This window comes from Alkalihalobacillus phoenicis (assembly GCF_047302405.1).
Classification (GTDB): domain Bacteria; phylum Bacillota; class Bacilli; order Bacillales; family Bacillaceae_D; genus Alkalihalobacillus.
The window spans coordinates 2,452,211-2,479,191 of record NZ_CP154853.1 but is presented as its reverse complement, the minus strand read 5'-3'; the positions used below and the strand labels follow the sequence as shown (position 1 = coordinate 2,479,191).

The following is a 26,981-nucleotide window of genomic DNA, read 5'->3' as shown; positions in this document are numbered from 1 at the left end:
AAAATATGTTATATTAAGAGCGATCCTTTAATTGATCAAGGTTGTTCTTAAAATTTTTTAGGTCTGATTTTAATTGTGAAACGTGAGGACTCACTTCATTTTTCCATTGCCAAGCAGATTCCATTAAGTCGCTACTGAGGTCTTTTACAGAATCTTGAGTGAGAGAAGTTGTTTCTTTTAACTGGTCAACGAGTTGTTTACTATCTTCTTTAAAATTAAGGACAACCTTTTTTGAATCATTCGCTTTGCCTTTAATCGACTGGCGAAGCTCTTTGCCAGAGGTTGGAGTGGACAGTAAGCTAAAGGCGGCAGCGATACTTACTCCGGTAAAAAAGCCAACAACATACCATTTTGCTTTCATAGATTATCACCTTTCCTTTTTTGTGTGGAATCATTATTTATCATTATCGATCATACACATGATCAAGGAGGGATTATATGGATGCACTTATTTTATTAACACTCTCGATTTTTTTACTTACTTTATATAGTAGTGTGTATATCGGTATTCAAATAAAGAAAAAAGGAGACAAGGTTGAGTGCTTAAAATGGACTCGTTCTATATATCTTATGTCCGGAATTACAATTATTGCGGCAATCTTAACCATCTGGCTGATTATTTTTACTTACTTCTAAATAGAAGCTAATTATGCGTTTTCTTTAAATTGAATCATCAAATCTCGTAAGGCGATACAGGCATCTAATGGTACAGCATTATAAATGGAAGCACGACAACCTCCAACTGAACGGTGCCCGTTAAGGCCGACAAAACCTTGTTCCTTTGCTTTGGCTAAGAATTGTTGACTTAATTCTTCATTTCGTAAGTTAAATGTAACGTTCATTAGTGAGCGACTTCCTTTTTCCGCGTGACCAACATAAAAGCCATTGCTTTCATCAATCGTATCGTAAATAATTTTGGCTTTTTCTTCATTTCGTTTTGCGATTGCTTCTGCACCACCTAAATCCTTTATCCAATCTAATACATTTCGAAGCATATAGATTGCAAAAGTAGGAGGGGTATTATAAAGGGAATCCGACTTTATATGGGTTGCGTATTGTAGCATAGTCGGAACTTGTTCCACTTTCGTTTTGAGTAAATCCTTTTGAATAATAACAACTGTAACACCTGAAGGTCCAAGGTTTTTTTGTGCCCCAGCATAAATCATTCCAAATTGGTTGACTTCAAGTGGGCGAGATAAGATATCACTTGACATATCAGCAATAAGTGGAGCGTGATGTATCTCTGGAAAATTCTGATATTGTGTACCGTAAATGGTGTTATTTGAAGTAACGTGAACATAGGCATCATTTTCGTTCAATTGGAGTTCAGAAAAGTCTGGGATGTTCTGATAATTATTTTCTTTTGTAGAGGCAGCTACGTTTGTTTCTCCAAAAAGCTTTGCCTCTTTTAAAGCTTTTTCTGACCAAGAACCGGTTAGCACATAGTTTCCAATTGTTCCTTTTGTTAAAAGATTCATTGGTAACATTGTGAATTGTAAGCTAGCCCCGCCTTGTAAGAATAATATTTGATAATCATTTGGGATTTGCAGGAGCTCACGTAATAAATTCTGAGCTTGTTCATGAACTTCCTCATAGGTTTGACTACGATGACTTAATTCCATCACAGACATTTGAGTATTGTTAAAATTAAGCAATTCTCTCTGGGCTCTTTCTAAGGCTGGTTTAGGTAATGCAGAAGGACCTGCATTAAAGTTAAAAATTTGTTTAGCCATACTCTCCACTCCTTTAATTCATAAAAATTGTTAGAATAGTCCGCTATACCTATCATTCTCTCTCTATTTTGGTAAAGCGTTATATTGCTAAATAACGAATAATACGAATATCGTAACATAATTAAGTAGAAAAGGATCAGCTTTTTTAGTATTTTCTGACTCCTTTTTTATTTCTTTCTTGTACATAAAGGAGGATGAAGTAAGAAAAAACTCGTAATACAAAGTTAAGAGAGGGGATACAGTGATGGAAATAATAAAGGTTCAAAAGGAGCATCCATTATTTAAACAAGCTGTTGAAGCTTTTTGGAATATTTGGGGAGAAGAAAAAAATTATCCTTTTTATTTCGACTGTATGGAGAATGCTTCAAATGCAAAAGATGATATTCCAAGTTTTTATATCGCCCTTGATACAGATAAAATTATCGGAACTTTTGCTGTAATTCGTAACGATTTAAATAGTAGACAAGATTTATTCCCTTGGCTTGCCTGTTTATATGTCGATGAAGCTTATCGAGGAAAACGACTTGGGTACACTATGTTAGAGCATGCTGTAAAAGTAGCTACTGAACTTGGCCATGAGGCACTATATTTAACTTCAGATTTAGTAGGTTATTATGAAAAGGACGGTTGGGAGGAAATTGGTTTAGCTTATGGAGTGAGCGGCGGCTCCATTAAAGTGTATCGAAAATGGACAAGTCTGAAGTAAGAGAGTGGCATTGTTAGTTAGGTTTAGACTTAAACATTTATAATCTTAAGAAGAACATTAGAAGTCAAAGCTAATGGTGAATGAAAAGGACCTTTGAGGGTTCAGCCCCTTTTGAATGTATGTTGTTCCCAGGGTGGGGGCACGCCACAGGACAAAGAGCATGATTTTCGGGAGCGGTGAACATTGCTCCATGTCCACCTAGCTAATCTCACTCAAAAATAATCAAAGCCGATGTATTTTACAGCGAGTAAAATACATCCACTTCTTCTATTTAAGTGCTTTTGGGACAGAGCCTTTTATTAAAACTACATTCAATAATGATTTCTACTTTCAAATAAGCTAATCGGATACTAGAACATACTGCAAATAGACTAGAATTTGAGTGTATGTTGTTATTAAGTATAATTATTCTTTCACATAAGCCGCAATTGCTTCAGCCATTTTCTTTAAATCGTCACCGCTATATTCGGAGCCATGCTCTTTCCAAACGGCCCCAAAGCCATCGCCTTTTCCGTACCTGGGGAGTAGGTGCATATGATAATGAAAGACCGTCTGTCCAGCTTCTTCACCATTATTATTGACTAAATTTAAGCCGGCAGGTTCAAATGTATCTTTTATTGCTTGAGCAATCTTTGGAACAACTGTAAATAAGCGACTCGCGACATCTGGGGTCAATTCATAAATATCTTTTTGATGGTTTTTTGGAATCACTAATGTGTGGCCTTTTGTCACTTGGCTAATGTCCATAAATGCCAGAACGTGCTCATCTTCATAAACGGTAGCAGAAGGAATATCCTTTTGAATGATTTTGCAAAAAATACAGTTAGGGTCGTGTGACATAATTTGAATCCTTCCTTTCATCTATTGGATATATTTTCTCCACTATAAACGAGTTCTTGAACCGTTTGCAAGCATCGTCCATATAATTGAGAATGGAGACTACTTAAAAATCTGAACGTTAGCATGTGGGCTTTCTCATTTAGCATACTCCACTCGCTGCAGGGTCTCCCGTTTTTTACTAGTCCCGCAGGAGTCTTCGGGCATTCGGCTCGCTCCGCTTTGGTCAAAGAAAAAAGAGCTTCAGCCATAATTGATCATCTAATGAATCACTTAATTGTTTAAGGTTCTTCCCTGTTAAAGGTATGAATGAGACTTTTTCAGTGACCTCCTCCATGTAGTTGGAGACTCTTTTTATTATGATAAGACGTAAATTAATTGGATAAAAAATGAAGAAATGCTAAACTGAGAATATTAAATCAATCAAGCAGTTAACGATTACTAAAAAATACATGAGCTCAAGAAAAGTAGGGGGTACATGATGACAGAAGTACTTAAAATCAATCAACTAACAGGAGGGTATCACCCTAAAAGACCAATCTTACATAATGTTGATTTTTCTGTGAATGCTGGTGAGATCGTAGCATTAATCGGATTAAACGGGGCTGGAAAAAGTACAACGATTAAACATATTTTAGGACTACTTGATGCAACGAGTGGTAGCATTACGATTAATGGTCAGACGTTCCAAAACGATCAAAATACATATCGTCAATCTTATGCCTATATTCCGGAAACACCAATTTTATATGATGAGTTAACCCTTTGGGAACATTTAGAGTTAACTTCACTTGCATATGGAATTGAGACAAGTGTTTTTAAAGAAAGAGCGGAGCAGTTATTAAAAGAATTTAAAATGGTCAAAATGAAAAAATGGTTCCCTAGTCATTTTTCTAAAGGGATGCGACAAAAGGTGATGATTATGAGTGCTTTTCTAACACAGCCGCCTGTTTATATTGTCGATGAGCCGATTGTTGGACTTGATCCTGTTGGGATTCAATCGTTTTTAGATTTAATTTCGGATGTAAAAAATCAAGGAGCCGCCGTTTTGATGTCTACCCATATTTTAGCGACAGCGGAGCGATATTGTGACCGTTTTGTCATTTTACATCATGGAAAAGTTGTGTTGTACGGAACGCTTGCTGAAATGAGGCAAACGTTAAAGATGCCAAATGCAACCTTAGATGAAATTTATCTTGAAATGACAAAGGATGAACTGGCATGAAAGATGGGATGAGCCTTTGGAAAGAGCGAGTCGGAAACTATTGGAATGAGGCCATGCGATATTTGCGTTTAATCGCAAATAGTGGCTTTCTTTTTACCATCTATATTCTGATCTTAATTGGGAGCTCTTATTATAGTCAATTATTAGAGCGGTTGCCTGAGAATTTCCCAACAGTATGGGTTTTTACAATTATTTTTGCTCTAATGTTAACACGAAATAAAGTAAGAACTTTTCTCAAACACCCAGATGTCGTTTTTTTATTGCCATATGAATCACAGTTAAATCGTTATTTTAAAGCGTCCATCATTTATTCTTTTGTGTGGCATGTTTTTTATTTATTTGTTGTAATGGTCATCTTAGCTCCGTTATTTCAACTAAGATTAGCGGATGAAGCTGGTTCGTTTTTCACTGTAATTCTCTTATTAATTATCGTAAAAGCATGGAATATTCGCGTGAGTTGGGCAGAACAAAGATTGCAGTCAGAAAGTGAACGCATAAGCCATATGATTTTACGCTTATTTATTAATTTAGTTTTTGCCTATCTCGTCTTTACGGGGGCGGAACTTTTATATCTAGGCGGATTATTTGTATTAATGCTCGTACTTTTATTCTTTTATTATGTGGGGCTAGAAAAGAAGCTCGTATTAAAATGGGAGCATCTAATTGATGTTGATGAACGAATGGTTATGACCTTTTACCGAATTGCCAATGCTTTTGCTGATGTCCCGCAACTAAGAGGTAAAGTTCGTGAAAGGAAGTATTTACGTTTTGCGGTCGATTTTTTAGTTGGACGTAAAAAAACAGTGTACACGTATTTATTTGCCCGTTCCTTTATTCGAGCAAATGATTATTTAGGAATTTATGTGCGGCTCGTGGTCATTGCGGCGATGTTCTTATATGGTTTTCAGATTAATTGGTTACAAGCTGTTCTATTATTGCTCTTTATGCATATGGTGATGATGCAGTTATCAACTTTATGGTTTCATTACGATACAAATATGTGGGTTGATTTATATCCAATCAATGAAGATGTAAAGAAAGAGGCCTTAACCCAAGTGAGTTTTCGGTTAATGTTATCGATGACTTTTATTCTCTTTCTTGTTTTATTGGTATCGTCGCCTTTTCAAGTATCGTTCCTGTTACTGTTGATTGGGAGTGTATTTAGTTATATGGCAAGCCACCATATTATTCATCGAAGAAAAAGAAGAAAGGCTTAAAATCTTCTTGTTAGAAAGGGGAATCGACTCATGGTATATGAACAAGTTGCATGGGAGGAGTTAACCCGTTGGAAAAGAAAGTTGAGAAAAAACCAATCAATGACAAGTCGTTTTACGAAAAAATGGCAAAATAAATTCAATGGAATGGTTCCAGAAAAGTTCCATACGGTCGTGACGACAAGTATTAAAAATATGGTTCAAGCGACGATTTATGGTACAGAAGTTACATCCAAACATAAACCACTACAAGCACTAACTTTAAAAGAACAAGAGGAGCAAGCTAGGGCTTTAATTGAAAAGTATAAAAAAACAGCGGCTTTAGAGGGGGCGGGAACTGGATTTGGTGGTATTTTGCTCGGTATGGCTGATTTCCCTCTATTATTAAGCATTAAAATGAAGTTTTTACATGATATGGCGTCCGTGTATGGTTTTGATGTTCGTGATTATCGAGAGCGACTGTTTCTGTTATTGATCTTTCAATTAACTTTTTCGAGTGATGATAAAAAGCAAATGATGTTAACTAGGTTAGAAAACTGGGAGATAGAGCGGCTGGAATTGCCTGCTGAAGATGAATATGTTTCCCACATTGATTGGAAGGAATTCCAGCTTTCTTATCGCGACTATATTGATATCCCTAAGATGCTTCAATTGATTCCAGGCTTTGGAGCGATTGTTGGAGCTACCGTTAATTATCATTTTCTTGACCTCTTAGGAGAAACCGCGATGAATGGTTACCGGATGCGTGTGTTGAAGGAATTGAACTGAAATTGTATGGGGAATAATGCAGATTAAGGCTCGGATACGATTGTATTCGAGCCTTGCTTTTTTATTGAGACATGTGCTATGTGGGAGGAACTAATGCGACATGAAATGTGGAAAAGGGGAGAGGATTGCGTCGTAAGTGGGCAGATGCGACATGAAATGTGAAAAAAGAGAGAGGAACGGGTCGTAAGTGGTCGGATGCGACATGAAATGTGAAAAAAAGCTATCGCTAATGTCTGTAAAGGACGTTAGCGATAGCTTTTTTTAGATATTAAAAGGAGTGAATTGTGCTAAAAAGGCAGAGATTTGAGCGAATTGTCCTGATACGAGTAAAAGGCCAAGGGCGACCATGATTCCTCCACTGATTTTTTGGATCCTTGGCAACCATTTATTAAATTTACGTAGCTTATCAATCGATTTTGAATAGATGAGACCAACGAGTAAAAATGGTAAGCCAAGTCCCATCGAATAAATGAATAAAAAGAACATTGCTTGACCGATTTCGGCCATGGATGCCATATACAAAATCGCGGATAAAATTAACCCAATACAAGGGGTCCAGGCAGCGGCAAATAAAAATCCTAACATCAAGGAGCCGGCAAAACTTGAGCTTTTTTTTGGCTTTTTTTGAATTCGTTTTTCACTTAACAGCATCTGTAAGGAAATAACACCAATCATCTGTAAACCAAAAATGATAATAATAATGCCACCGATTCGTTCAAATAACAGCCGATATTCTAAAAAGAGAGTTCCAATAAATGTTGAGGAAGCTCCTAATAGTAAAAAGATAATTGTAAAACCACCAATAAATCCAAGGCTTCGTATAAGAATAAGCTTTGTTGAAGCATTAATTTTATTGTCACTAATCGAAGCTCCTGTTAATTGAGCTAAATAAGCGGGGATTAGTGGAAAAATACAAGGTGAAAAGAATGAGGCAAGACCAGCTAAAAAGGCCAAACCAATCGTTACTTCAGCCATAAAAAGAACCTCCCTTAATGATTACATCGTTACAATTAGTAAAAACAACTAGATATTATATTCGTTAAATCAATATGTACGGACTTTAGGAAATAGACATGTTATCTCAAGCGCCTCCTACATTATAAAGGAAAACAAGACAAAACAAAAAAAGAAAAGACCAACATTCACGAAAAGGACACATAAGGCTGAGAAAAAGATCAGCCTTAAGGCGGAGAAGAAACCATTCTTCAGCTCGGCTTCAAAGTATAGAAAGTTGATTAGAATAAAAGTAAGTTAAAACAAAGGAGGGGAGACAGTTGAATAAAGTTGTAAAAATAATCGGTGGTGCATTTCTAATTTTTATTGGGATTACGATGATATTAAGTTTAATGGGTATTCACTTAGGAGGACTATTTGGTCTTATTGTTGGAGCAGGTCTTCTGTATTGGGGCTACTCTAGATGGCAAGAACGTGGTGAGTGGAGCTTCGGAACGATAATCATTATTGCTTTAGGTACACTTATTTTATTTGGTGGACTTGGTGGGATTATTAGTTTACTTATCGGAATTTTATTGCTATATGGAGGTTATCGTATGATTACTTCTAAAGGTAAAAATCGAAAAGTAATAGAAGAAGATGTTGATTTTGATGATTCTTATCGAGCGAAAAGAAAGTATGATTCGTTTGATGATGAGTTTGACCGACTAATGAATAAATAAAAAAACGGAGGGGTTTTAAATGGCATTTGCACGTATTCGTAGATTTCTTTCAGCTTCAATTCATGAGGGGTTAGATAAAGTGGAGGATCCAATTGTGATGGTGAAACAATTTATGCGTGAAATGAAAGAAGAAATAGTTAAAATGGAGCAAGCGATTGATAAACAAGAAAGATTACAGTTCACTTTAAATCGTGATAAGGAAACGGCGGAAGCGATTGTTCAAAAAAGGTCTCAACAAGCAAAAGCTGCTGTGGATGTTGGAGAAGAGGAGCTAGCCAAAAAAGCATTATTAAGCAAAAAAGAAGCGTATGAGCAAGCGATTCGTTATGAGCAATTGATTTCAAAAAGCGAAGAGCATATGATGGAATTGAAACAAAATATTGAACAACTGCAAAAGAAGTATATTCAATTACGCGATAAAAAAATGGAGCTTACTTTAAGAGTGCAAGCGGCTAAAGCCAATGAAGAGTTAAAACGTTCCATTCAGCGTCATTCCATTCGCCGTGTGGATGAAGGGTTTGAAAAGATAGAAGATCAGATGTTAGAAATGGAATGGAAGCATAAAACGCCGAGCACACGGTCGTTTGAAAATGAACAAATGATTTATGATGCTGAGATTGAACAAGAATTAAAGCAATTAAAAGAACAAAAGCAAGCTTAATTGATGATTATGAAGGAGGCGAGTTGAAAAAGCTCGCCACCTTTTTCTTCTAGAAAAATAGGAGGGGGAGAGTTGTGAAAAAAATAGTCGGATTTTTTATGATCTTAATTGGGATTTCTTTAATATTAGGAGTATTTGGTCAATCTATATTTACTCGTACGGCTGCGAATGACCGCGTCGATTTGTCCATTTCTAATTTTCAATCCATTAAAATTAAAACTACGGCGATTGATTGGGAAGTGAGAACTTCAACAAATGAGCAGTTGACAGTTGAACTCATTAACCCTAAAAAAAATCAACATCTTGAAGTGAATGAAGGGAGCAGTCAATTAGAAATCGTCTCAAAAGAAAGAGGGGGAATTAACTTTTTTAATTTTTCTGGCGGAGAAACAAAGTTAATTGTATATGTGCCTGAAAAAGTGAAAGCGAGCCTCGATTTTATTACGGTTTCTGGGGATATTTATATTGCTGATCATTTGACAATGGATTCGTTATACTTGAAAACTGTGTCAGGAGATATTGATGTCACTCAGACGATTGAAGCAACTGATGTAAAAGTTGAGACGGTCTCAGGTGAAATTGAATTAGCGTATGTGGAGAGTGAACAACTAGAATTTAAAACAACTTCAGGCGACGTAGAGCTCGATCAAGTGACAGGTGAGATTTTGGGTAAAACGGTTTCTGGAGATGTCTCTTTGAATTATAATGATGAAAATAAAGCGATCGATATACGTACGACTTCAGGAGATGTGGGGCTAATCGTTTCAAATCCGAATATGGATTTTCAATTACAAACAACATCAGGTACATTAGAAGTTCAACATGAGATGCGACAAGAAGGCTCAACGAGAAGAGAATTATCTGGTATGATTGGAAATGGAGATTATTCTGTTCAAATAGCGACAACATCCGGTGATATAAAAATTCATTAAAAGGGATTATTTCAACTTAGAAGGGAGGCGGAGGTATGTCAAAGAAATTTTTATTTGGTTTAGTCATTATTATTATAGGGGCCAACCTATTATTAAATGCCTTTTTTTCACAGGCAGGCTCTTTAATAGCTCCGCTGATCTTCATTGTGATTGGTTACTATTTTTATCAACGTGGTAGAAGGGTTCTTAGTACAATCTTTTTTATCATGAGTGCCATTATGATTTTTGATCAGTTTTTTGGTTTGAATTTTATTGCTTTACTATTTGCTGGTATTTTTCTATTTTATGGAATGAAGTTAATGAAGGGGAACTCATATGAAGAGCAATCTAATTCAAGAAAAAGAAGAAAAAAACGCCAGCTACAAGTAGAACAAAAACGAAAAAGGCGCGTAGCGGAAGAAGAGTTCACATCAAGTAAAATGGATGATGAGGATGATAAGTGGGATTATCGTCATGGCTACGACATAGAGGATGAGTTACAGGATAATAAGGACAATCAACAAATAGGTGACCGTGATGTTTATACATCTTCGAGTTACAATGACCCGCGAATGGCCGCTCGTTCATTTGATAGAAGTAATGGTTCATCTGAAAAGACTAGAACGACTTATTCAGCCGGGAACTATGCACCCATTATTAAACGAAATATTCTAGGGGACATTCATTATAACCGTGAGCAGTTTGAATTAAAGGATATGACGATTTGGAATGGCATTGGAGATATTCGTGTTGACCTTTCTAGAGCGATTATTCCTGAAGGAGAGCATATTATTATTATTCAAGCTGTGATTGGCCAAGTAGATTTATATGTCCCAGAAGACTTAAAAGTAACAATTCAAGCTTATTCTTTTATTGGCGATGTATCGATTTTTCACGAAAAACATAGTGGGCTTAATCAGCAAATTCATATTGCGCCATCGGACTATAAACAATCGCCCAGAAGAATTAAACTAATCTTAAATACCCTTGTCGGAGAAGTGAGGGTGAGATCGATATGAAAAAAAAGCTAGCGAGACTTAGATGGCAATTTATTCGTTATAGTGCTCTATTAAGCTTTTTGACGATGATTCTCACCCTTATTTTAATTACATATGAAGAACAACGTGGATTACTGGTCATTTTTGAACGCAAATTAGTAGAAGTCCCATTAATTATTTGGTTTGTTTTTTTATTTATTGCCATAGGTGGAATTGGTGGTTTTATTCAATCGGATTCAATGAAACGTCGCATTGATGTCTTATTAGACGGAGCTGTTCGATATGCGCGAGGTTCTTTTGGGCATCGAATGGATGTTAGTGGTGATGATGAAATATCGGAGTTAACCGATCAAATGAATGATATGGCCTCACATATTGAAGAACAAGTTGCTTCTTTACAGCGATTATCATCAGAAAGAGCAGCTTTACAAGAAACGATTAAAAAAACGGCTGTTACAGAAGAACGGCAGAGGTTAGCAAGAGATTTGCATGATGCAGTCAGTCAGCAATTATTTGCGATTTCCATGATGATGGCCGCTATAAAGCAAGGCACAAGTGAACAGCCTGATGCATTAAAAAAACAAGTTGAACTTGTAGAGTCAATGGCAAATGCCGCTCAAGCAGAAATGAGAGCGTTACTTCTTCATTTAAGACCCGCTCACCTAGAAGGCAAGGAGCTTAAAGATGCTGTCGAGCAACTTTTTATTGAATTAGAACAAAAGCAGAAAATTAAAGTGGAGAGCGAAATTCAAGTTGAAGGGAAAATTCCAAAAGGGATTGAAGAGCAGCTATTTCGCTTAACACAAGAAGCGTTATCGAATATTTTAAGGCATGCAAAAGCTTCTAAAATTGAGTTTCATTTGCGAAAAATACGCCAAGAGTTAAAAGTGAAAATTATAGATGATGGCATTGGCTTTAATTTTGCTGAAGTACAGCAGGGCTCCTATGGACTTCAAACGATGAAGGAAAGAATGAATGAAATTGGAGGTACGCTGCAAATTATTTCGATACCTAATAAAGGAACACAAATAGAAGCAAAAATACCGATCGCTTGGAAGGAGGAAAGAGAATGATACGCGTTTTGTTAGTAGATGATCATGAAATGGTAAGAATGGGTTTAAGTGCCTTTTTGTCGACCCAAGCGGATATGGAAATCGTCGGGGAAGGTAAAAATGGTGAAGAGGGAGTAGCGAAAGCAATCGAGTTTAAGCCGGATGTTATTTTAATGGATTTGGTCATGGATAAAATGGATGGAATAGAAGCAACGGCCGCTATTACAAAACAGTTGCCTGAAATAAAAATCATTGTATTAACAAGTTTTATTGATGATGAAAAGGTTTACCCTGTCATAGAAGCTGGTGCCTTCAGTTATTTATTAAAAACATCAAGTGCTCCAGAAATTGCAACTGCGATTCGAGCAGCGGCTAAAGGAGAGGCAATTGTCGAAGCGAAAGTGACGAATAAAATGATGCAACGAATGCGAGGGGCAAAGGAAGAAAAGCTTCATGAACAATTAACCCCAAGAGAACTTGAAGTGTTACTGCTAATTGGTGACGGAAAGTCGAATCAAGAAATTGGGGAGGCGTTATTTATCGGAATAAAAACCGTCAAAACCCATGTCAGTCATATTCTCGATAAACTTCAGCTGGACGATCGAACACAAATAGCCATTTACGCTCATCGCCAAGGATTAGCAAAGTGACTAGTATGCCCAATAAGTTCAATAAAAAACAGGAATAAAAGTTAGACTGAAATAAGGGAAGTAGAGAAAACGAAAATGAAATTAGAAAAAGCAGAATGGCTTTCTGTTGAAGGCTATTCTGCTTTTTGGCGTGAAATGAGCTAGCGCAATAGCGCCTTTAAGGAAGGGGAAGAAGGCAAATAAGATATAAGCAAGCGGAGGAAAGCCAGCGTGGTTCAGATTTAGTTAGTGAGGATTTTGTCGTTTTTTGCCAAAGAAAGCTGAAACTTTTTGATAGAATTAACGTATATACATATACTAGAAAGAGCTAGTAGTAGGAGGGATGTTGATGAAAAAGAAAATAATCCTGACCGGATCCTTATTAGTTACTATATTTCTTTTTGGCTTTTTGGGCTATTTAACGATTCTTTTATTTGGAGACTATACGATAGATGAGCAAAAATTAGTTTTTAATCAGGCGAGCTCGATTGTTGATCAATCAGGCGATACAGTTAGTAAGCTCTATGTTGAAAACCGAGAGAGTATCTCAATCAATGAAATTCCAGAACATGTCCAAAACGCATTTGTTGCGGTTGAGGATGTTCGTTTTTATGATCATCACGGCTTTGATATAAGGGCAATAGGACGAGCTCTTTATCGAGATATTTTAGCAGGTTCTAAAGCTGAGGGGGGCAGTACAATTACTCAGCAGCTTGTTAAAAATGTTTATTTAACAAATGAAAAGTCATGGCTTAGAAAAACAAAAGAAGTTTTAATTGCTATTAACCTTGAACGAAAATATAGCAAAAAAGAAATTTTAGCACTGTATTTAAATAGTATTTATTTTGGCCATGGTACTTATGGAATTCAAACAGCTGCCAATTACTATTTTAATAAAGATGTGACGGAATTGTCATTGGAAGAAGGGGCGTTGTTAGCCTCTATTCCAAAAGCACCTTATCATTATTCACCGATTATAGATCTCGAGAGAAGTGAACAAAGAAGGAATCTAGTTTTGAATTTGATGGAAAGACATGATTTTATTACGGCAGAGGATGCGGTTCGACATCAAGGGAAGTTAGTCGAATTAGATGTACAAGAGAACGAAGAACAACAAGCTTTTTATACGTATATGGATATGGTTTTAGAGGAAGCCAATGAATTATATGGGCTTTCGAATGAGGAGATTTTAACGGGTGGTTATACGATTGTGACTCCTATTGATAGTCAATTACAAAAGGATTCTTTATCAATCATTCAAGATTCAACAAATTATCCAGAGGGTAACGAAGATGCTGAAAGTGCGTTTGTTTTAATGGATAGCGAAACCGGTGGTGTACTTGCTGTTCATGGTGGAAAGGAATATGTTCGATTAGGACTAAACCGGGTTCATGTAAAAAGGCAGCCTGGCTCTGCCTTTAAACCACTCGCGGTTTATGCTCCGGCCCTTGAAAAAAATGATTATAATCCATATACCGTTTTAAATGATGTTGAACAACAATTTGAAGGCGGATATACCCCGCGTAATGCTGGCGGGGTATATCGAGGGGAAATTACGATGTATGAAGCTTTAACTCATTCAAGCAATGTCTCAGCCGTATGGCTATTGAATGAAATGGGTATTACTCATTCATTAGACTACTTACAAGCGTTTGGAATGAAAGTTGATGAACGTCAATTAGGTTTAGCTTTAGGAGGGTTAGATGAAGGAGTAACACCGTTGGAGTTAGCGAAGGCTTATCGTGCGTTCGCAGCAGATGGAAAAGTGATTGATCCTTATTTTATTCAAGAAATATACGATCCATATGGACAAAAAATAGCCGAGCATAAACCAAAGGAAAAGCAAGTTATTTCTTCACAAACCGCTTGGAATATGACGAGAATGCTTGAATCGGTTGTGGAAAAAGGGACAGGAACAGCCGGATATTCCAAACATACTTTAGCTGGAAAAACGGGAACGACCTCATTTGAGTCTGTTCCTGGAGCTGTAAGAGATGCTTGGTTTGTTGGTTATAATCAAGAAGTGGTTGGAGCGATCTGGATGGGATATGACCGAACGACCGAAGACCAGCATTTAACAGGGGGCAGTTCTTATCCAACGCAAATGTTTAAAGAAATTATGAATCAAGTTCCGACTCATTATCAGCAAGTTTCGTGGAGAGTTCCGAATGAAGTGGACGATTTATTGCCTCCTGTTCAACTTCCGGAGATTCATGATTTAGTGGCGGTACAATCTTTTGGTGGGGAAGGGTTAATTAGTGTAGCATTAAGTTGGAGTGCTTCAAGTGATAAACGAATTCATTATGACGTATATGAAGTCAATGGTGAGGAAAGAAAACATTTAGCGACAGTCGTTGGGGGAGATTATTTCCATCAGCCTAAGTTAAATATTTTCTCAACAAGTTATTTTGAAGTTGTACCATACAATTCACTTACACACCAAGAAGGGGAAGCATCGAATCTAGCGACCTCAAAGTTTCAGTTTGGTTTTCATTAAATGAAGAATGATTTATAGACTGAAGAAAAAGTTCACTCAACATAAATTTTGAGTGGACTTTTTTTAGACGAATCAAAAGTTTGGAGTAAAACCACATGTGCCTAGATTATAATAATATCGTTTTTATTAGTGATTTTTGGTTAAAATAGTAGAGGTTCTATTAACGGTAAAATAAAAAAATTTCTTCATCGAGAGGATAGAGAATGTTTGATCATTTCTAGCTGTTTTAATAAATCATTACAGTTGTGTTAAAAAGAATGAGAGCATTGAGAAAGTTCGTTTCGGTTCTTTCTAATATAAATTGATTAGGTTGTAAAGAAGCATTATGATGGAAGAGTTGTGATAAATTCTTATAGGAGGGCTTATTATCGTCGACTGTAAGGTTATTTGTTAAATCATTTCACATTCTATCAAAAGTTTGGTATTATATAATAATTATTATCAAATAAGAATGATTAAAAACGGAACAATTTATGACAGATTGTGAAAACACTATACAAGGGTGCTTGAGAACTTTATAGTTATACATGTTGATAAATTTACGTGGAAGTGCGGTTCGTAAACAGAGTGTTTATACAAAAATACATATTGATGTAATTGACTAAGGGAAGGTGTTTGGTTTTGGAAAAAAAGTTTAATGATTCATTTTTAAAAGCATGTTTAGGTGAAGAGCATGACCGTGTTCCAGTTTGGTATATGAGACAAGCAGGGCGTTCACAGCCTGAGTACCGAAAAATTAAAGAAACGCATTCATTATTTGAAATTACGCATGACCCGGAGCTTTGCGCATACGTGACAAAATTACCAGTTGATCAATACGATAATGATGCAGCTATTCTTTATAAGGACATTATGACTCCACTACCAGCGATTGGTGTCGATGTTGAAATTAAATCAGGTATCGGTCCAGTGATTGATAATCCGATTCAGTCAAAAGCGGATGTCGAGAAATTAGGAAAAATTACACCAGAGCAAGATGTTCCTTATGTGTTGGAGACGATTAAATTGCTTCGTCAGCAATTATCGGTCCCACTTATTAGTTTTGCAGGAGCACCGTTTACGCTCGCGAGTTATATGCTTGAAGGTGGTCCTTCTAAAAACTACAACAAGGTGAAAGCTTTTATGTATGGACAACCAGAAGCTTGGTTCTTATTAATGGATAAGTTAGCGGATACAACAATTACTTATGTGAAATCGCAAATTAAAGCAGGTGCCCAAGCGATTCAAATTTTTGATTCGTGGGTTGGAACATTGAATTTAACTGACTATAGAAAATATGTGAAACCCGTTATGAACCGTATTTTCTCTGAATTACGTGGAGAAGGGGTTCCACTTATCATGTTTGGTGTTGGCGCAAGTCATTTAGCGAATGAGTGGAATGAGCTTCCTCTGGATGTTGTTGGTCTTGATTGGAGACTATCAATCGATGAGGCTCGAGCGCGAGGAATTCAAAAGACGGTTCAAGGAAATCTTGATCCAGCGATTTTATTATCAGACTGGTCAGTGATTGAAGCGAAAACAAAAGAGATTTTAGATCAAGGGATGAAGTCTCCAAACTTCATTTTTAATCTTGGGCATGGAGTAACTCCTGATGTAAATCCAGATACATTAAGAAAGTTAACAGCATTTGTGCATGATTATTCTCAAAATAAATAGTCGATATTGAATGTATAGTTCGTTAAGGAGATGAATGGTCGTAATGAAGAAAAAAACAGGATTGCTTGTAATGGCTTATGGAACCCCTCGCACTAAGGAGGAAATTGAACCATATTATACGCATATTCGTCATGGTCGTAAACCTTCTGAAGAAGCACTTCAAGATTTAACGGAGCGTTATGAAGCGATTGGTGGAACAAGCCCGCTTGCGAAAATTACAGAGGAGCAAGCGTATAGTTTAGAAAGGCATTTAAATGAACTTTATGACGATAGAGAGTTTAAAGCGTATTTAGGTTTAAAGCATATTGCTCCTTTTATTGAGGATGCTGTTGCAAGCATGAAAGAGGATGGAGTTGAGGAAGCAGTTAGTATCGTTCTTGCCCCCCATTTCTCTACTTTTAGCGTCAAATCTTACAATGGTCGAGCAAAAGAAGAATCAGAAAAAATCGGTGGTCCAGTCATTCATAGTGTGGAAAGCTGGTATCAAGAGCCCAAATTCATTCAGTATTGGGCTCAGCAAGTAAAAGAAACAATGGAGAAGGTTTCTAACAAAGAGAATACTTGTGTAATTTTCTCTGCTCATAGTTTACCAGAAAAAATAAAAGAGCTTGGTGATCCGTACCCTGAGCAACTTGAAGAAACAGCAGATTTAATCGCAAAAGAAGCTGGAATTAAGACGTATGAAATTGGTTGGCAAAGTGAAGGGAATACACCCGATCCATGGCTTGGACCAGATGTTCAAGATTTAACGCGTGAGCTTTATGAAAAACATCGCTACACGTCCATGGTTTATTGTCCAGTCGGTTTTGTGGCGGACCATTTAGAAGTTCTTTATGACAATGACTACGAATGTAAAGTTGTCACTGATGAGTTAGGAATTGATTATTATCGTCCTGAAATGCCGAATGACAAACCTGAATTTATCGATTGTTTAGCGACCGTTATTCAAAAGAAGTTAGCGGAGACAAAATAATGGACAAAGCAAAGAAGAGAAAAGTCGCAATTGTTGGTGGCGGTCTAACAGGGCTTGCTGCAGCCCATAAGTTACAACTAGAAATAAATCACAATCAAGTACCTATTGAATATCAACTGTTTGAAGCTTCAAATCGATTCGGTGGTAAAATTAAAACGATGAACCAAAATGGTTTTGTCATTGAAGCAGGACCGGATTCTTATTTAGCAAGAAAAAAAAGCATGACACGTTTAGCTGAACAAGTTGGGTTATCCGAACAGTTAATAAACAATGAAACCGGTCAAGCATTTATTCTGAAAGGAAAAAGTCTTGAACCGATACCAAAAGGAGCTATTATGGGGATACCAACGCAGTTTTCCCCATTTGCTCAAACGAATTTATTAAGTCCGCTTGGGAAATTGAGAGTGTTAGCTGATTATTTTCTTCCCAAAACAACAGCAGAAGATGAAGATGTTTCGGCAGGTTACTTTTTTCGAAAACGCCTTGGAGATGAGGCGGTTGATTATTTAATCGAGCCTTTGTTATCAGGGATTTATGCAGGTGATATGAACAAGCTTAGTTTAAAAGCCACTTTCCCTCAATTTCAACAATTAGAGAAAAGTCATCGCAGTTTAATTAAAGGCACCGTAAATAATCAAAAAAAAGCACAACTAAATCAATCAGAGCAACCGCAAAAGCAAAAGGGCCAATTTTTAACGTTTCGTGATGGCCTTGAATCTTTTGTAACAGCGATTGTTGAGCAGTTCCCACAAGAAAATCTCCATTTAGAAAAAGCGATAAAAAAAATTATGAAGGTAGATAGTGGTTATGAATTGTGCTTTGTGAATGGAGAGGTCCAACATTTTGATGATGTTATTTTGACGACACCTCCACATGCTACAGGTGATCTGTTAACTTCTTATTCTGAGTTTCAATATTTACGGAAGATGGAGCTTTCCACAACGGCGACGATAGCGATAGCATATCGTGAAGATGATGTCCAAAATCCTTTTGATGGAACAGGTTTTGTTGTTTCAAGAAACAGTGATGTGACGATTACAGCGTGTACATGGACAGATAAAAAGTGGCCACATACAACCCCTGAAGGTTATACATTATTGCGTTGTTATGTTGGTCGTGCGGGTGATTCAGCGATTGTAGAAAAAACAGATGAAGAAATTCTACAAACCGTATTAGATGATTTGGATTTAGTCATGGATATATCCGCGGAACCACTCTTTTTTGTCGTCACACGATGGAGAGAAGCGATGCCGCAATATTTAGTTGGTCATCCTTACAAAATAGCCAAATTGAAAGAAGACTTAGAGAGCAAGTATCCAGGTCTTTATATTGTTGGTGCTGCTATTGATGGAGTTGGGCTACCTGATTGTATTGATCAAGGGGAAGCAGCCGTTGATTCTATTTTAGCAAAAGTGGCAAAATAAATAGAGTTTAGCATAGGGGTAGGTAAATCAAGCAAATGATTTCCTATCCTTGATTTGTCGTGAATAAAGAATTTGGCTCGATTTGCTTTTAAAACGATGAACTTGCTTCATGAATTGAATGAAGTTCCCCTTTCCTGCCTCTTTTTATGTTATGATTAGGGCTGGTGTGGTAGATTTAAGTTAAAAATTGGTGAGGGGTTCTTTTGGATGACGAATGATATGAATTTACTTGAAGCTCTTCGTCATAAACGTCATGATTGGCTAAATATCGTGCAATTAATTAAGATGAACTTAGCCTTAGGAAGGTATGAACGGATTGAAGAGTTGATTCATACAACTGTACAGCAATGTGTAAATGAGTCCAAGCTGTCTAATTTAGGAATCTCCAAATTAGCAGAGGATTTAATCACATATAATTGGAAAAATGAACATCATAATCGGATGCAACTTGAGATAAATGTAGCGGGTTCAGAACGTGATTTACATCCGTATGAACCAATACTAGATAAAGTGATTAAAAAGGTCATTTTTACTTTTGCCGAACAGAGTGAATGGGTTAGTGAAAATCAATTGTTACTAACGATTGTATTAAATGAAAATGAATGTGAACTACTTTTTCTATATGAGGGTACTCTAAATATAAAAAAAGCGGACCTTTTCGTATTGCTCGAATCAATCCAGCCTAAAATAGAAGTAGTGGAATGGCAGAAGGATACTTGTTTGTTAAAGGCAAGTGTGCGATTAAATTGAGGTGAAGTGAATGTTTGTAGATAAAGTAAAAGTTTTTGTAAAAGGCGGAGACGGCGGTAATGGAATGGTCGCTTATCGTCGGGAAAAATATGTTCCAGATGGCGGACCTGCTGGTGGCGACGGTGGTCGTGGAGCGAGCGTTGTGTTTGAAGTAGAAGAAGGTTTAAGAACGTTAATGGATTTCCGTTATAACCGTCATTTTAAAGCTCCAAGAGGGGAACACGGACGTTCAAAAAGTCAACATGGAAAAAATGCTCCAGATATGATTGTTAAAGTTCCACCAGGTACGACGGTGGTTGATGAACAAACAGGACAAGTTATCGCCGATTTAACCGAGCATGGTCAAAAAGCTGCGATTGCTAAAGGTGGACGAGGTGGACGTGGAAATACTCGTTTTGCGACTCCAGCTAATCCAGCTCCTGAAATTGCTGAAAATGGTGAGCCTGGCGTTGAACGAGAAGTCGTCTTAGAGTTAAAAGTATTAGCAGATGTCGGATTGGTTGGCTTCCCAAGTGTTGGAAAGTCCACTTTATTGTCTGTTGTTTCAGCAGCAAAGCCTAAAATTGCCGAGTATCACTTCACGACGATTACTCCGAATTTAGGGGTGGTAGAAACGGAAGATAGCCGTAGTTTTGTTATGGCTGATCTACCTGGATTAATTGAAGGAGCTCACCAAGGAATTGGACTGGGTCATCAATTTTTACGACATATTGAGCGGACACGAGTGATCGTTCATGTAATTGATATGTCTGGGTTAGAAGGACGCGACCCTTATGACGACTATATAAAAATTAACGATGAGTTAAAACAGTACAATATGCGCTTATTAGAGCGTCCGCAGCTCGTTGTCGCCAATAAAATGGATATGCCTGATTCAAAAGAGAACTTAGAGATTTTTAAGGAAAAGTTAACGGATGATGTTCCGATTTTCCCGATATCAGCTTTTACGAAACAAGGTGTCCGTGAGTTATTACTGGCTGTTGCTGATAAAATTGAACAAACACCAGAATTTCCATTACATGAGGAAACGGAAGAAGCTCGTGTCGTTTATAAACATGAGAAAAAAGAAGTTTCCTTTATTGTATCTAGAGGTGATGATGGAGTTTATGAATTGTCAGGGGCAGAGTTAGAACGACTTTTCAAGATGACCGATTTTACCCATGACGAATCAATTAAACGTTTTGCAAGACAATTACGTGGTATGGGTGTTGACCAAGAGTTAAGAGATCGTGGAGCAAAAGATGGCGATCTTGTTCGTATCATGAAATTTGAATTTGAATTTATTGAGTAGGAAAAGAAAATAAAACCACTGAAAGGACGGAACCCTTTTCAGTGGTTTTTGTCATGGAATTTTGGGATAAGGGTAGGAAAAAAAGGGGGATTGGTAATGAAAATGGAGAGTTATTGAAATTAGGGTACCAATAAGCAATTATAAGTAAAGAAACTACTGAGTTGACCAGATTAAGGTGTAAATCAAAAATCACCTTAAAAAGGCTACTGCAAGCTTTTCTGGAGAGTAATAAAAAATCATCTCAACTTAAATCTTTAGCTATTTTTGTTGTGAAACTCCATTATAAAAAGACAATTGTCTGCTCTAATTAGACATTTTTTGTTGAAATGGTTGTCAAAAGGTTTCGTCAATTTTATAATAGGGAGACCATACGATTTTGTAGCCGGTAAAATAGAAATGATATTAAGATAATTGGGGAGTAGAGTGAGGGGAAAAGCATGTCGCAACCACAAAAACAATTTTATCTTGTTCGTGAAGATATATTAACAGATGCTATGCAAAAAACACTTGAAGTGAAATCGTTATTAGAATCGGGTAAAATGAAAAAAATAAATGAAGCTGTTCATCGTGTAGGACTTAGTAGGAGTGCTTTTTATAAATACAAGGATGGAATATTTCCATTCCATACGATGATGAAGGAAAAAATTATTACGTTGTCCTTGAATTTAGTCGACCGCTCTGGTACACTTTCACAATTATTAACGTTAATTGCGAATTCAGGTGCCAATATTTTAACCATTAATCAGTCGATTCCATTACAAGGAAGAGCACATATTACGTTATCAATTAATACGTCCTCAATGAAGATTGATTTAAATGAATTAAAAGCAAAAATCGAGGATTTAGAAGCCGTAGAGAAAGTAGAGCTAGTTGGATCAGGCTCTTAAAAGGAGAGGGAGTACCATTGACTAAAGTAGCTTATTTAGGACCTAAAGGAACATTTACAGAAATAGCAGCTAGGGCTGTTTTCCCACAATCTTCTCATATACCATACCAAACGATACCTACGTGTATGGATGCTGTTTTTGAAGGGGAGGCCGACCTTGCTGTTGTCCCAATTGAAAACGCGATTGAAGGGTCGGTTAATTTAACATTGGATTATTTAATTCATAAAAAAAGGCTACCGATTATTGGCAGTATTACAGTACCTGTTGCTCAACATTTATTAAGAAGTAAGTGGCAAAAGGAAAATGGAAAGACAGAGCCTAAAAAAGTCATTTCACATCCCCATGCGATTGCTCAATGTCATGACTATTTGCAGCTACGCTATCCGCAAATTGAATTTGAGTACATGAATTCGACTGCTACAGCAGCTAAGTGGATTTCTGAGCACCCGGAGGAAAATGTTTTAGGCATTGCTAACGATTTAGCAGCTGCGGAATATAATTTAGACATCGTAGAACATAATATTCATGATTTTGATAACAATCGTACGCGTTTTTTAGTGCTTGCGAAAGAGAATCAAGTTTATCAAGTGCAAGGTCCATTTAAATTGGGAGATAAAACAACACTAATGGTTACGTTGCCTTCTGATTTTTCAGGGGCATTGCATCAAGTGCTATCTGCTTTTGCTTGGAGGCGACTCAATTTATCAAAAATAGAATCACGACCAACTAAAACAGGGCTCGGCAACTATTTCTTTATTATTGATGTTGATCAATTAGTTGATGATGTGTTAATTCCAGGAGTGGTTGCGGAGTTAGAAACGCTCGGTTGTGGAGTTGAGATATTAGGAAGTTACGAAAGTTTTTCTTTAACAGAAGTAAAGGAAGGGATATCCCACGAGGTCACATGATGACCTTGTGGTTTTTTTTGTGGAAATGAAAACCCTAGGCTCGGCCTAGGGTTCCAAAAAGCTTAGAGCGAGGTATTAAAAAAACTCCCCCGAGGTGCTAAAATATATTTTGGTTCGCCAACCAGAATATCAAGCATACGGAGGAGTTTTCATGTCAAAAGACACTAACAGTTTAGCACACACAAAGTGGAATTGTAAGTATCATATTGTGTTTGCACCCAAATATAGGAGGCAAGCTATTTATGGGAGACTAAAAAAAGATATAGGTGAAATTTTAAGAACCTTGTGTGAACGAAAGGGTGTAGAGATTATAGAGGCAACAGCCTGCGTAGACCATATACATATGTTGGTTAGTATTCCGCCTAAAATAAGTGTGTCTTCATTTGTGGGCTATTTGAAAGGGAAGAGCAGTTTAATGATTTTTGATCGACATGCCAACCTAAAATATCGATATGGAAATCGTAAATTTTGGTGTACCGGTTTCTATGTAGATACGGTAGGGAGAAATAAGAAAGTGATACAAGAATACATCAAAAATCAAATACAAGATGATATAGTGGCCGAACAATTGAGTCTTTTAGAATATGTCGACCCATTTACAGGTGAAGAACTAAAAAAGAAGAAGAAATCATACAAAAAGTAGGCCTTTGAGGTCTGGCCAGTAAAAGGAGTACACATGGCGAACCGTTCAGTAGCCCTTTAGGGTTTGGTCAGTAACAAAGGCTTTCAGCCGTAGAGCAAACCACCCGTTATCACGGGTGGTTTTGATTCGTTAGGGGAAGAGGCCGGGGACAAAGGCCATTTTCCGGCGCTCAACTACTAGCTGTCAATCTTTTCTTGTTTACAATTTTTCATTAAGTAAAAAGCCTTGTTGTTCAAGAGCTTGTACGGCTTTATCAATGGCTTCTACTGATGGGGCTTCAATTGTATGGAGGTGCACGCCATTCGTTAGTTTTGATAAGAGTGGAGCATTTGTGTCGGATACATGTTGGCAAAAGTCTTTGACATCTTGGCGATTTGAAAGCCTTAAGTAAGCGGTTATTTCGCCATAAATGGGATGTTCAATGATGACATCTTTTACACTGACCCCATGGTCGACAATGAGATTAAGCTCCTCCATAGTCTGTTCTGGTGTATGAAAGCAAGCGATTATTCGGCTATGAAGCTGTGGCATTAGGTTTTGGTGATAAACATACCCTTGAGCCGTCGCGATAATTGGATGATTTTTTGCTTTTAAAATCGAGATGTCTTGTACAATTACTTGCCGACTCACATTCGTTTTTTTTGATAAGTCCGTACCCGTTAATGGCCCATTTGCTGATTGTAACCATTGTAAAATCATTTTTCTTCTTGCTTCACCAAGCAGTTTTTTATGTGTTTCCATTAGATTCCTCCTTAAATTTGATTGAGATATTGAGTAGAACTTCTAGTAAATAATCGACATCTTCTTTTGATGTATATTTTCCAAAAGTAATTCGAACATATTCATGAGCATCGGAGGACGAACGACCGATCGCAAGCAGTGAGGCAGGTGGTTCGGTTAATCCAGCACGACAAGCAGAACCTGTTGAAATAGCTAGCCCTTTTCGTTTGCACTCAAGCATAAGAAGTTGTCCTTCGACGCCTTTTCTTCTTAAGCCAATATGAAAAGGAAGCCGCTCTGTTGGATGTCCTTCAAGGATAAAGGTAGGGTCCTCTTTTAATCCTTTTAGAAAATGCTGGCGTAACTGCTCTAATCTGTTCGCTTCACCTGTTTGACGAGTGAATGTTTCTTCTGCCGCTACAGAAAAGGCGACGATTGCTGGTACATCAACCGTCCCAGCTCGGAAACCAGCTTCATGTGTGGTTCCTTTTAAAAAGGGTTTCCACTGAATCTTAGGATGAATAATCGCAGCTCCTAATCCTTTTGGTCCATACACTTTATGAGCCGAAATAGAAAAAGCATCTATCACATCAATTGGTATATCCATTTTTCCGAACGTTTGTACACAGTCACTAAATAAAAGTATATCATGTTTTTTCAAGAGTTCATGGATCTTAACTAGATCTTGAACCGTTCCTAATTCTCCACTCGCATGGGCAAATGTAGCGAGGATAGTTTCTGGTTGAATCGCATTTATTAAATCTTCTACAATGATACGTCCTGTTGTATCGACCTCAACAAAGGTAATGGAAAATCCTTTGTTTTCTAAATAATGTAATGCTTGTTTAACGGAATGGTGTTCTGTTTGAATGGCTAAAATGTGTTTACCCTTATTTTGTTTCGCCTGTGCTAAACCAGTTATTGTTAAAAAGTTTGCCTCACTTCCTGAACCTGTATAGTAAAGAGAATGAGCTGGTACGGTTAGTAAGTCGGCCAGCGATTTTCTTGCAACGGTTAAAATATCAAGAGCTTCTTCCCCCCCTAAATGTAAGCTGTTGCTATTTCCGAAAAACTGTCGAGCCATTTCTCCGTAAGCTTCAATGGCTCTTTCAGACATTGGTGTTGTCGCACTATAATCCAAATAAATCATCTCATCACCTGCCAAATATCATTCTATGAAATAAATAAAAAAAATCTTGTCACTAAGTCTATTTTATGTAAAGATAGGTGACAAGACAACTGTAATGTTATTGGGAGGATAAAAAATGACTATGGCTAGAGCAGGTGTCATTATAATTGGAAGTGGGATAGCTGGATTAATGGCTGCACATTTATTAGCTGATGATTTTAATGTGATTGTTCTCACAAAGTCAAAACTAACAACTTCAAATTCAAAGTTAGCACAAGGTGGCATTGCAGCTGCCCTACATCCGAATGACAATTGGAAAAAGCATTTTGAAGATACATTACGAGCTGGTTACGGTCATCATCTTGAACACAATGTTGAACTGATGGTGAAAAGAGCTCCTGAGCTTATCGCATATATGGCGAATTTAGGTGTACCATTTGATCGAACAAAAACACAGGAGTTTAAGCTTGGAATGGAAGGGGCTCATCAAGAACGGAGAATTGTGCATGCGTATGGGGACCAAACGGGTAAAGCTTTTGTCATGACCCTTTTAGAAAAAATAAAAGGTCGTGTTGAGGTGATGGAAAAAACAGAAGCTCTTAGTCTTGTGAAAGAAAACGGTCAAGTCATTGGGGTACAAACGGATAAATGTTTATTAAAAGCCGATTTCACGATAATTGCGACAGGTGGTATTGGACAATTGTATACGTATACCTCAAATGCAAGGACAACAACTGGAGATGGTATGGCCCTCGCTTATCGGGCTGGTGCTATGTTAAGTGATTTAGAGTTTATTCAATTTCATCCTACTTTGCTGCTCCATGAAGAAGAGGTCGTTGGTTTGGCTAGTGAAGCTTTACGTGGAGAAGGAGCAACACTTGTAGACGAAAATGGGGTTGCGATCATGAGTGATCACCCTAATAAGGATTTGGCACCAAGAGATGTAGTAAGTCGGAAAATCTATGATTATCAAGCTGCCGGTAAGAAAGTCTTTTTAGATATCTCTTCTATTGAACAATTTTCCGAGCGTTTTCCACAAGTATTTCAAATTTGTCAAAGGGCTGGGATTAAGTTGGATACGTCATTATTGGAAGTGGCACCAGGGGCCCATTTTATTAGCGGTGGAATTAACACAAATGAGCATGGAGAAACTTCGCTGCCGGCGCTATATGCTCTTGGGGAAGTAGCTTGTACAGGTGTTCATGGAGCAAACCGTTTGGCAAGTAACTCATTATTAGAAGGCTTAGTTTTTGCTGAACGTGCGGTTTTAGATATTCGGAAAAAAGCGAAGTCGCTTCACTTTAAAGGATTACAATTTTTATTAGAAACAGATTTAGCTCAAAAGGAAGAGTCGGTGAAGTTGCCTAGTCTAGAGAACTTGAGAATGATGATGACTCAATTTGCTGGAATTAAAAGAACAGAAGCGGGTTTAAAAAAAGTGATTGATTGGCTACGACCTTATCAGCCGTGGTTAGAACAAAAGTCAGCTTTTGCCCCAAAACAAATGGAAGAAGCCAATCAACTATTGATCGCCTTATTGATTTGTCAGTCTGCTTTAGAAAGAACGGAATCTAGAGGTGGACATTATCGTTTAGATTATCCAAAAGAGCAAGAGGAATGGTTAAAGACGACATTAGAAGTAAAAATTAATCAACCTATCCAAAAAAAGAAGCAGTTTATTTCACTTTAAGGG

At 37.3% G+C, this 26,981-nt stretch carries 27 protein-coding genes; 21 read left to right on the top strand and 6 right to left on the bottom strand.

The window, feature by feature from the left end; genetic code table 11:
• Positions 1–13: 13 nt before the first annotated feature.
• Positions 14–361, bottom strand: coding sequence for a YtxH domain-containing protein (locus AA0017_RS11910; RefSeq protein ID WP_413374588.1), 348 nt, complete (start codon positions 359–361; stop codon positions 14–16).
• Between the two features lie 77 nt (positions 362–438).
• Here AA0017_RS11910 and AA0017_RS11905 point away from each other — a divergent pair, with 77 nt between their 5' ends.
• A complete protein-coding gene (locus AA0017_RS11905; protein ID WP_413374586.1) occupies positions 439–636 on the top strand; it encodes a hypothetical protein in 198 nt (65 codons plus the stop codon).
• An 11-nt stretch (positions 637–647) separates the two neighbouring features.
• Here AA0017_RS11905 and serC read toward each other — a convergent pair whose 3' ends face one another.
• Positions 648–1,733, bottom strand: a complete 1,086-nt coding sequence (gene serC / locus AA0017_RS11900) for a 3-phosphoserine/phosphohydroxythreonine transaminase (RefSeq protein WP_413374584.1) — start codon at positions 1,731–1,733, stop codon at positions 648–650.
• A gap of 244 nt (positions 1,734–1,977) precedes the next feature.
• Here serC and AA0017_RS11895 point away from each other — a divergent pair, with 244 nt between their 5' ends.
• The gene (locus tag AA0017_RS11895) at positions 1,978–2,439 is read left to right on the top strand and encodes a GNAT family N-acetyltransferase (RefSeq protein WP_413374582.1); all 462 of its coding nucleotides are present in this window, start codon (positions 1,978–1,980) and stop codon (positions 2,437–2,439) included.
• 405 nt (positions 2,440–2,844) lie between these two features.
• On the opposite strand, the gene AA0017_RS11890 is transcribed toward AA0017_RS11895, so the two are convergent.
• Positions 2,845–3,279, bottom strand: a complete 435-nt coding sequence (locus AA0017_RS11890) for an HIT family protein (RefSeq protein ID WP_413374580.1) — start codon at positions 3,277–3,279, stop codon at positions 2,845–2,847.
• Positions 3,280–3,757: 478 nt separating this feature from the next.
• Between AA0017_RS11890 and AA0017_RS11885 the strand changes: the two genes are divergently transcribed.
• Genes AA0017_RS11885 through AA0017_RS11875 form a run of 3 tightly spaced genes read left to right on the top strand, consistent with a single transcriptional unit; the run spans position 3,758 to position 6,483 of the window.
• Positions 3,758–4,501: an ABC transporter ATP-binding protein gene (locus AA0017_RS11885; protein WP_413374578.1), complete on the top strand. Its 744-nt coding sequence runs from the start codon at positions 3,758–3,760 to the stop codon at positions 4,499–4,501.
• A complete protein-coding gene (locus AA0017_RS11880; RefSeq protein ID WP_413374576.1) occupies positions 4,498–5,718 on the top strand; it encodes an ABC transporter permease in 1,221 nt (406 codons plus the stop codon). Before AA0017_RS11885 ends, AA0017_RS11880 begins: the two co-directional genes overlap by 4 nt.
• Before the next feature lie 30 nt (positions 5,719–5,748).
• Positions 5,749–6,483, top strand: coding sequence for an EcsC family protein (locus tag AA0017_RS11875; RefSeq protein WP_413374575.1), 735 nt, complete (start codon positions 5,749–5,751; stop codon positions 6,481–6,483).
• A gap of 261 nt (positions 6,484–6,744) precedes the next feature.
• Here the strand turns inward: AA0017_RS11875 and AA0017_RS11870 are convergent, their stop codons facing one another.
• A complete protein-coding gene (locus AA0017_RS11870) occupies positions 6,745–7,458 on the bottom strand; it encodes a cytochrome c biogenesis CcdA family protein (protein WP_413374571.1) in 714 nt (237 codons plus the stop codon).
• A gap of 299 nt (positions 7,459–7,757) precedes the next feature.
• Between AA0017_RS11870 and AA0017_RS11865 the strand changes: the two genes are divergently transcribed.
• From AA0017_RS11865 to tnpA, 15 genes are all read left to right on the top strand, one after another.
• Positions 7,758–8,159 carry a LiaF transmembrane domain-containing protein gene (locus AA0017_RS11865; RefSeq protein WP_413374569.1) on the top strand — a complete coding sequence of 134 codons (402 nt, stop codon included), beginning with the start codon at positions 7,758–7,760 and terminating at the stop codon, positions 8,157–8,159.
• A 19-nt stretch (positions 8,160–8,178) separates the two neighbouring features.
• The gene (locus tag AA0017_RS11860) at positions 8,179–8,820 is read left to right on the top strand and encodes a PspA/IM30 family protein (RefSeq protein WP_413374567.1); all 642 of its coding nucleotides are present in this window, start codon (positions 8,179–8,181) and stop codon (positions 8,818–8,820) included.
• Between the two features lie 74 nt (positions 8,821–8,894).
• Positions 8,895–9,752, top strand: coding sequence for a DUF4097 domain-containing protein (locus tag AA0017_RS11855; RefSeq protein ID WP_413374565.1), 858 nt, complete (start codon positions 8,895–8,897; stop codon positions 9,750–9,752).
• A 35-nt stretch (positions 9,753–9,787) separates the two neighbouring features.
• Complete coding sequence (gene liaF / locus AA0017_RS11850) at positions 9,788–10,750, top strand: cell wall-active antibiotics response protein LiaF (protein WP_413374563.1); 963 nt, start codon at positions 9,788–9,790, stop codon at positions 10,748–10,750.
• Positions 10,747–11,802 (top strand): histidine kinase, encoded by a 1,056-nt coding sequence (locus tag AA0017_RS11845; protein ID WP_413374561.1) that lies wholly within the window; start codon positions 10,747–10,749, stop codon positions 11,800–11,802. Before liaF ends, AA0017_RS11845 begins: the two co-directional genes overlap by 4 nt.
• A complete protein-coding gene (locus AA0017_RS11840) occupies positions 11,799–12,431 on the top strand; it encodes a response regulator (protein WP_413374559.1) in 633 nt (210 codons plus the stop codon). The genes AA0017_RS11845 and AA0017_RS11840 overlap by 4 nt, the downstream gene beginning before the upstream one ends.
• Before the next feature lie 328 nt (positions 12,432–12,759).
• Positions 12,760–14,907 (top strand): transglycosylase domain-containing protein, encoded by a 2,148-nt coding sequence (locus AA0017_RS11835; protein WP_413374558.1) that lies wholly within the window; start codon positions 12,760–12,762, stop codon positions 14,905–14,907.
• 621 nt (positions 14,908–15,528) lie between these two features.
• Positions 15,529–16,563: a uroporphyrinogen decarboxylase gene (hemE, locus tag AA0017_RS11830; protein ID WP_413374556.1), complete on the top strand. Its 1,035-nt coding sequence runs from the start codon at positions 15,529–15,531 to the stop codon at positions 16,561–16,563.
• Between the two features lie 43 nt (positions 16,564–16,606).
• Positions 16,607–17,536: a ferrochelatase gene (gene hemH / locus AA0017_RS11825; protein WP_413374554.1), complete on the top strand. Its 930-nt coding sequence runs from the start codon at positions 16,607–16,609 to the stop codon at positions 17,534–17,536.
• Complete coding sequence (gene hemY / locus AA0017_RS11820) at positions 17,536–18,960, top strand: protoporphyrinogen oxidase (RefSeq protein WP_413374552.1); 1,425 nt, start codon at positions 17,536–17,538, stop codon at positions 18,958–18,960. The genes hemH and hemY overlap by 1 nt, the downstream gene beginning before the upstream one ends.
• A gap of 207 nt (positions 18,961–19,167) precedes the next feature.
• The gene (locus AA0017_RS11815) at positions 19,168–19,710 is read left to right on the top strand and encodes a Spo0B domain-containing protein (protein WP_413374550.1); all 543 of its coding nucleotides are present in this window, start codon (positions 19,168–19,170) and stop codon (positions 19,708–19,710) included.
• Positions 19,711–19,720: 10 nt separating this feature from the next.
• Entirely contained in the window at positions 19,721–21,001 is a 1,281-nt protein-coding gene (obgE, locus tag AA0017_RS11810; protein ID WP_413374549.1) for a GTPase ObgE, read from the top strand.
• Positions 21,002–21,438: 437 nt separating this feature from the next.
• Complete coding sequence (locus tag AA0017_RS11805) at positions 21,439–21,888, top strand: ACT domain-containing protein (RefSeq protein WP_413374547.1); 450 nt, start codon at positions 21,439–21,441, stop codon at positions 21,886–21,888.
• Between the two features lie 17 nt (positions 21,889–21,905).
• Entirely contained in the window at positions 21,906–22,796 is an 891-nt protein-coding gene (pheA, locus tag AA0017_RS11800; RefSeq protein WP_413374545.1) for a prephenate dehydratase, read from the top strand.
• Positions 22,797–22,947: 151 nt separating this feature from the next.
• On the top strand, positions 22,948–23,439 hold the full coding sequence (gene tnpA, locus AA0017_RS11795) for an IS200/IS605 family transposase (RefSeq protein WP_413374543.1): 492 nt from the start codon (positions 22,948–22,950) through the stop codon (positions 23,437–23,439).
• 198 nt (positions 23,440–23,637) lie between these two features.
• Here the strand turns inward: tnpA and AA0017_RS11790 are convergent, their stop codons facing one another.
• Together AA0017_RS11790 and AA0017_RS11785 are read right to left on the bottom strand one after the other, a co-directional pair.
• Positions 23,638–24,180, bottom strand: coding sequence for a transcription repressor NadR (locus AA0017_RS11790; protein ID WP_413374541.1), 543 nt, complete (start codon positions 24,178–24,180; stop codon positions 23,638–23,640).
• Positions 24,167–25,309, bottom strand: a complete 1,143-nt coding sequence (locus tag AA0017_RS11785; protein ID WP_413374539.1) for an IscS subfamily cysteine desulfurase — start codon at positions 25,307–25,309, stop codon at positions 24,167–24,169. Before AA0017_RS11785 ends, AA0017_RS11790 begins: the two co-directional genes overlap by 14 nt.
• 115 nt (positions 25,310–25,424) lie before the next feature.
• On the opposite strand from AA0017_RS11785, the gene nadB reads away from it, so the two are divergent.
• A complete protein-coding gene (gene nadB / locus AA0017_RS11780) occupies positions 25,425–26,978 on the top strand; it encodes an L-aspartate oxidase (protein ID WP_413374537.1) in 1,554 nt (517 codons plus the stop codon).
• The last annotated feature ends 3 nt before the right edge of the window (positions 26,979–26,981 follow it).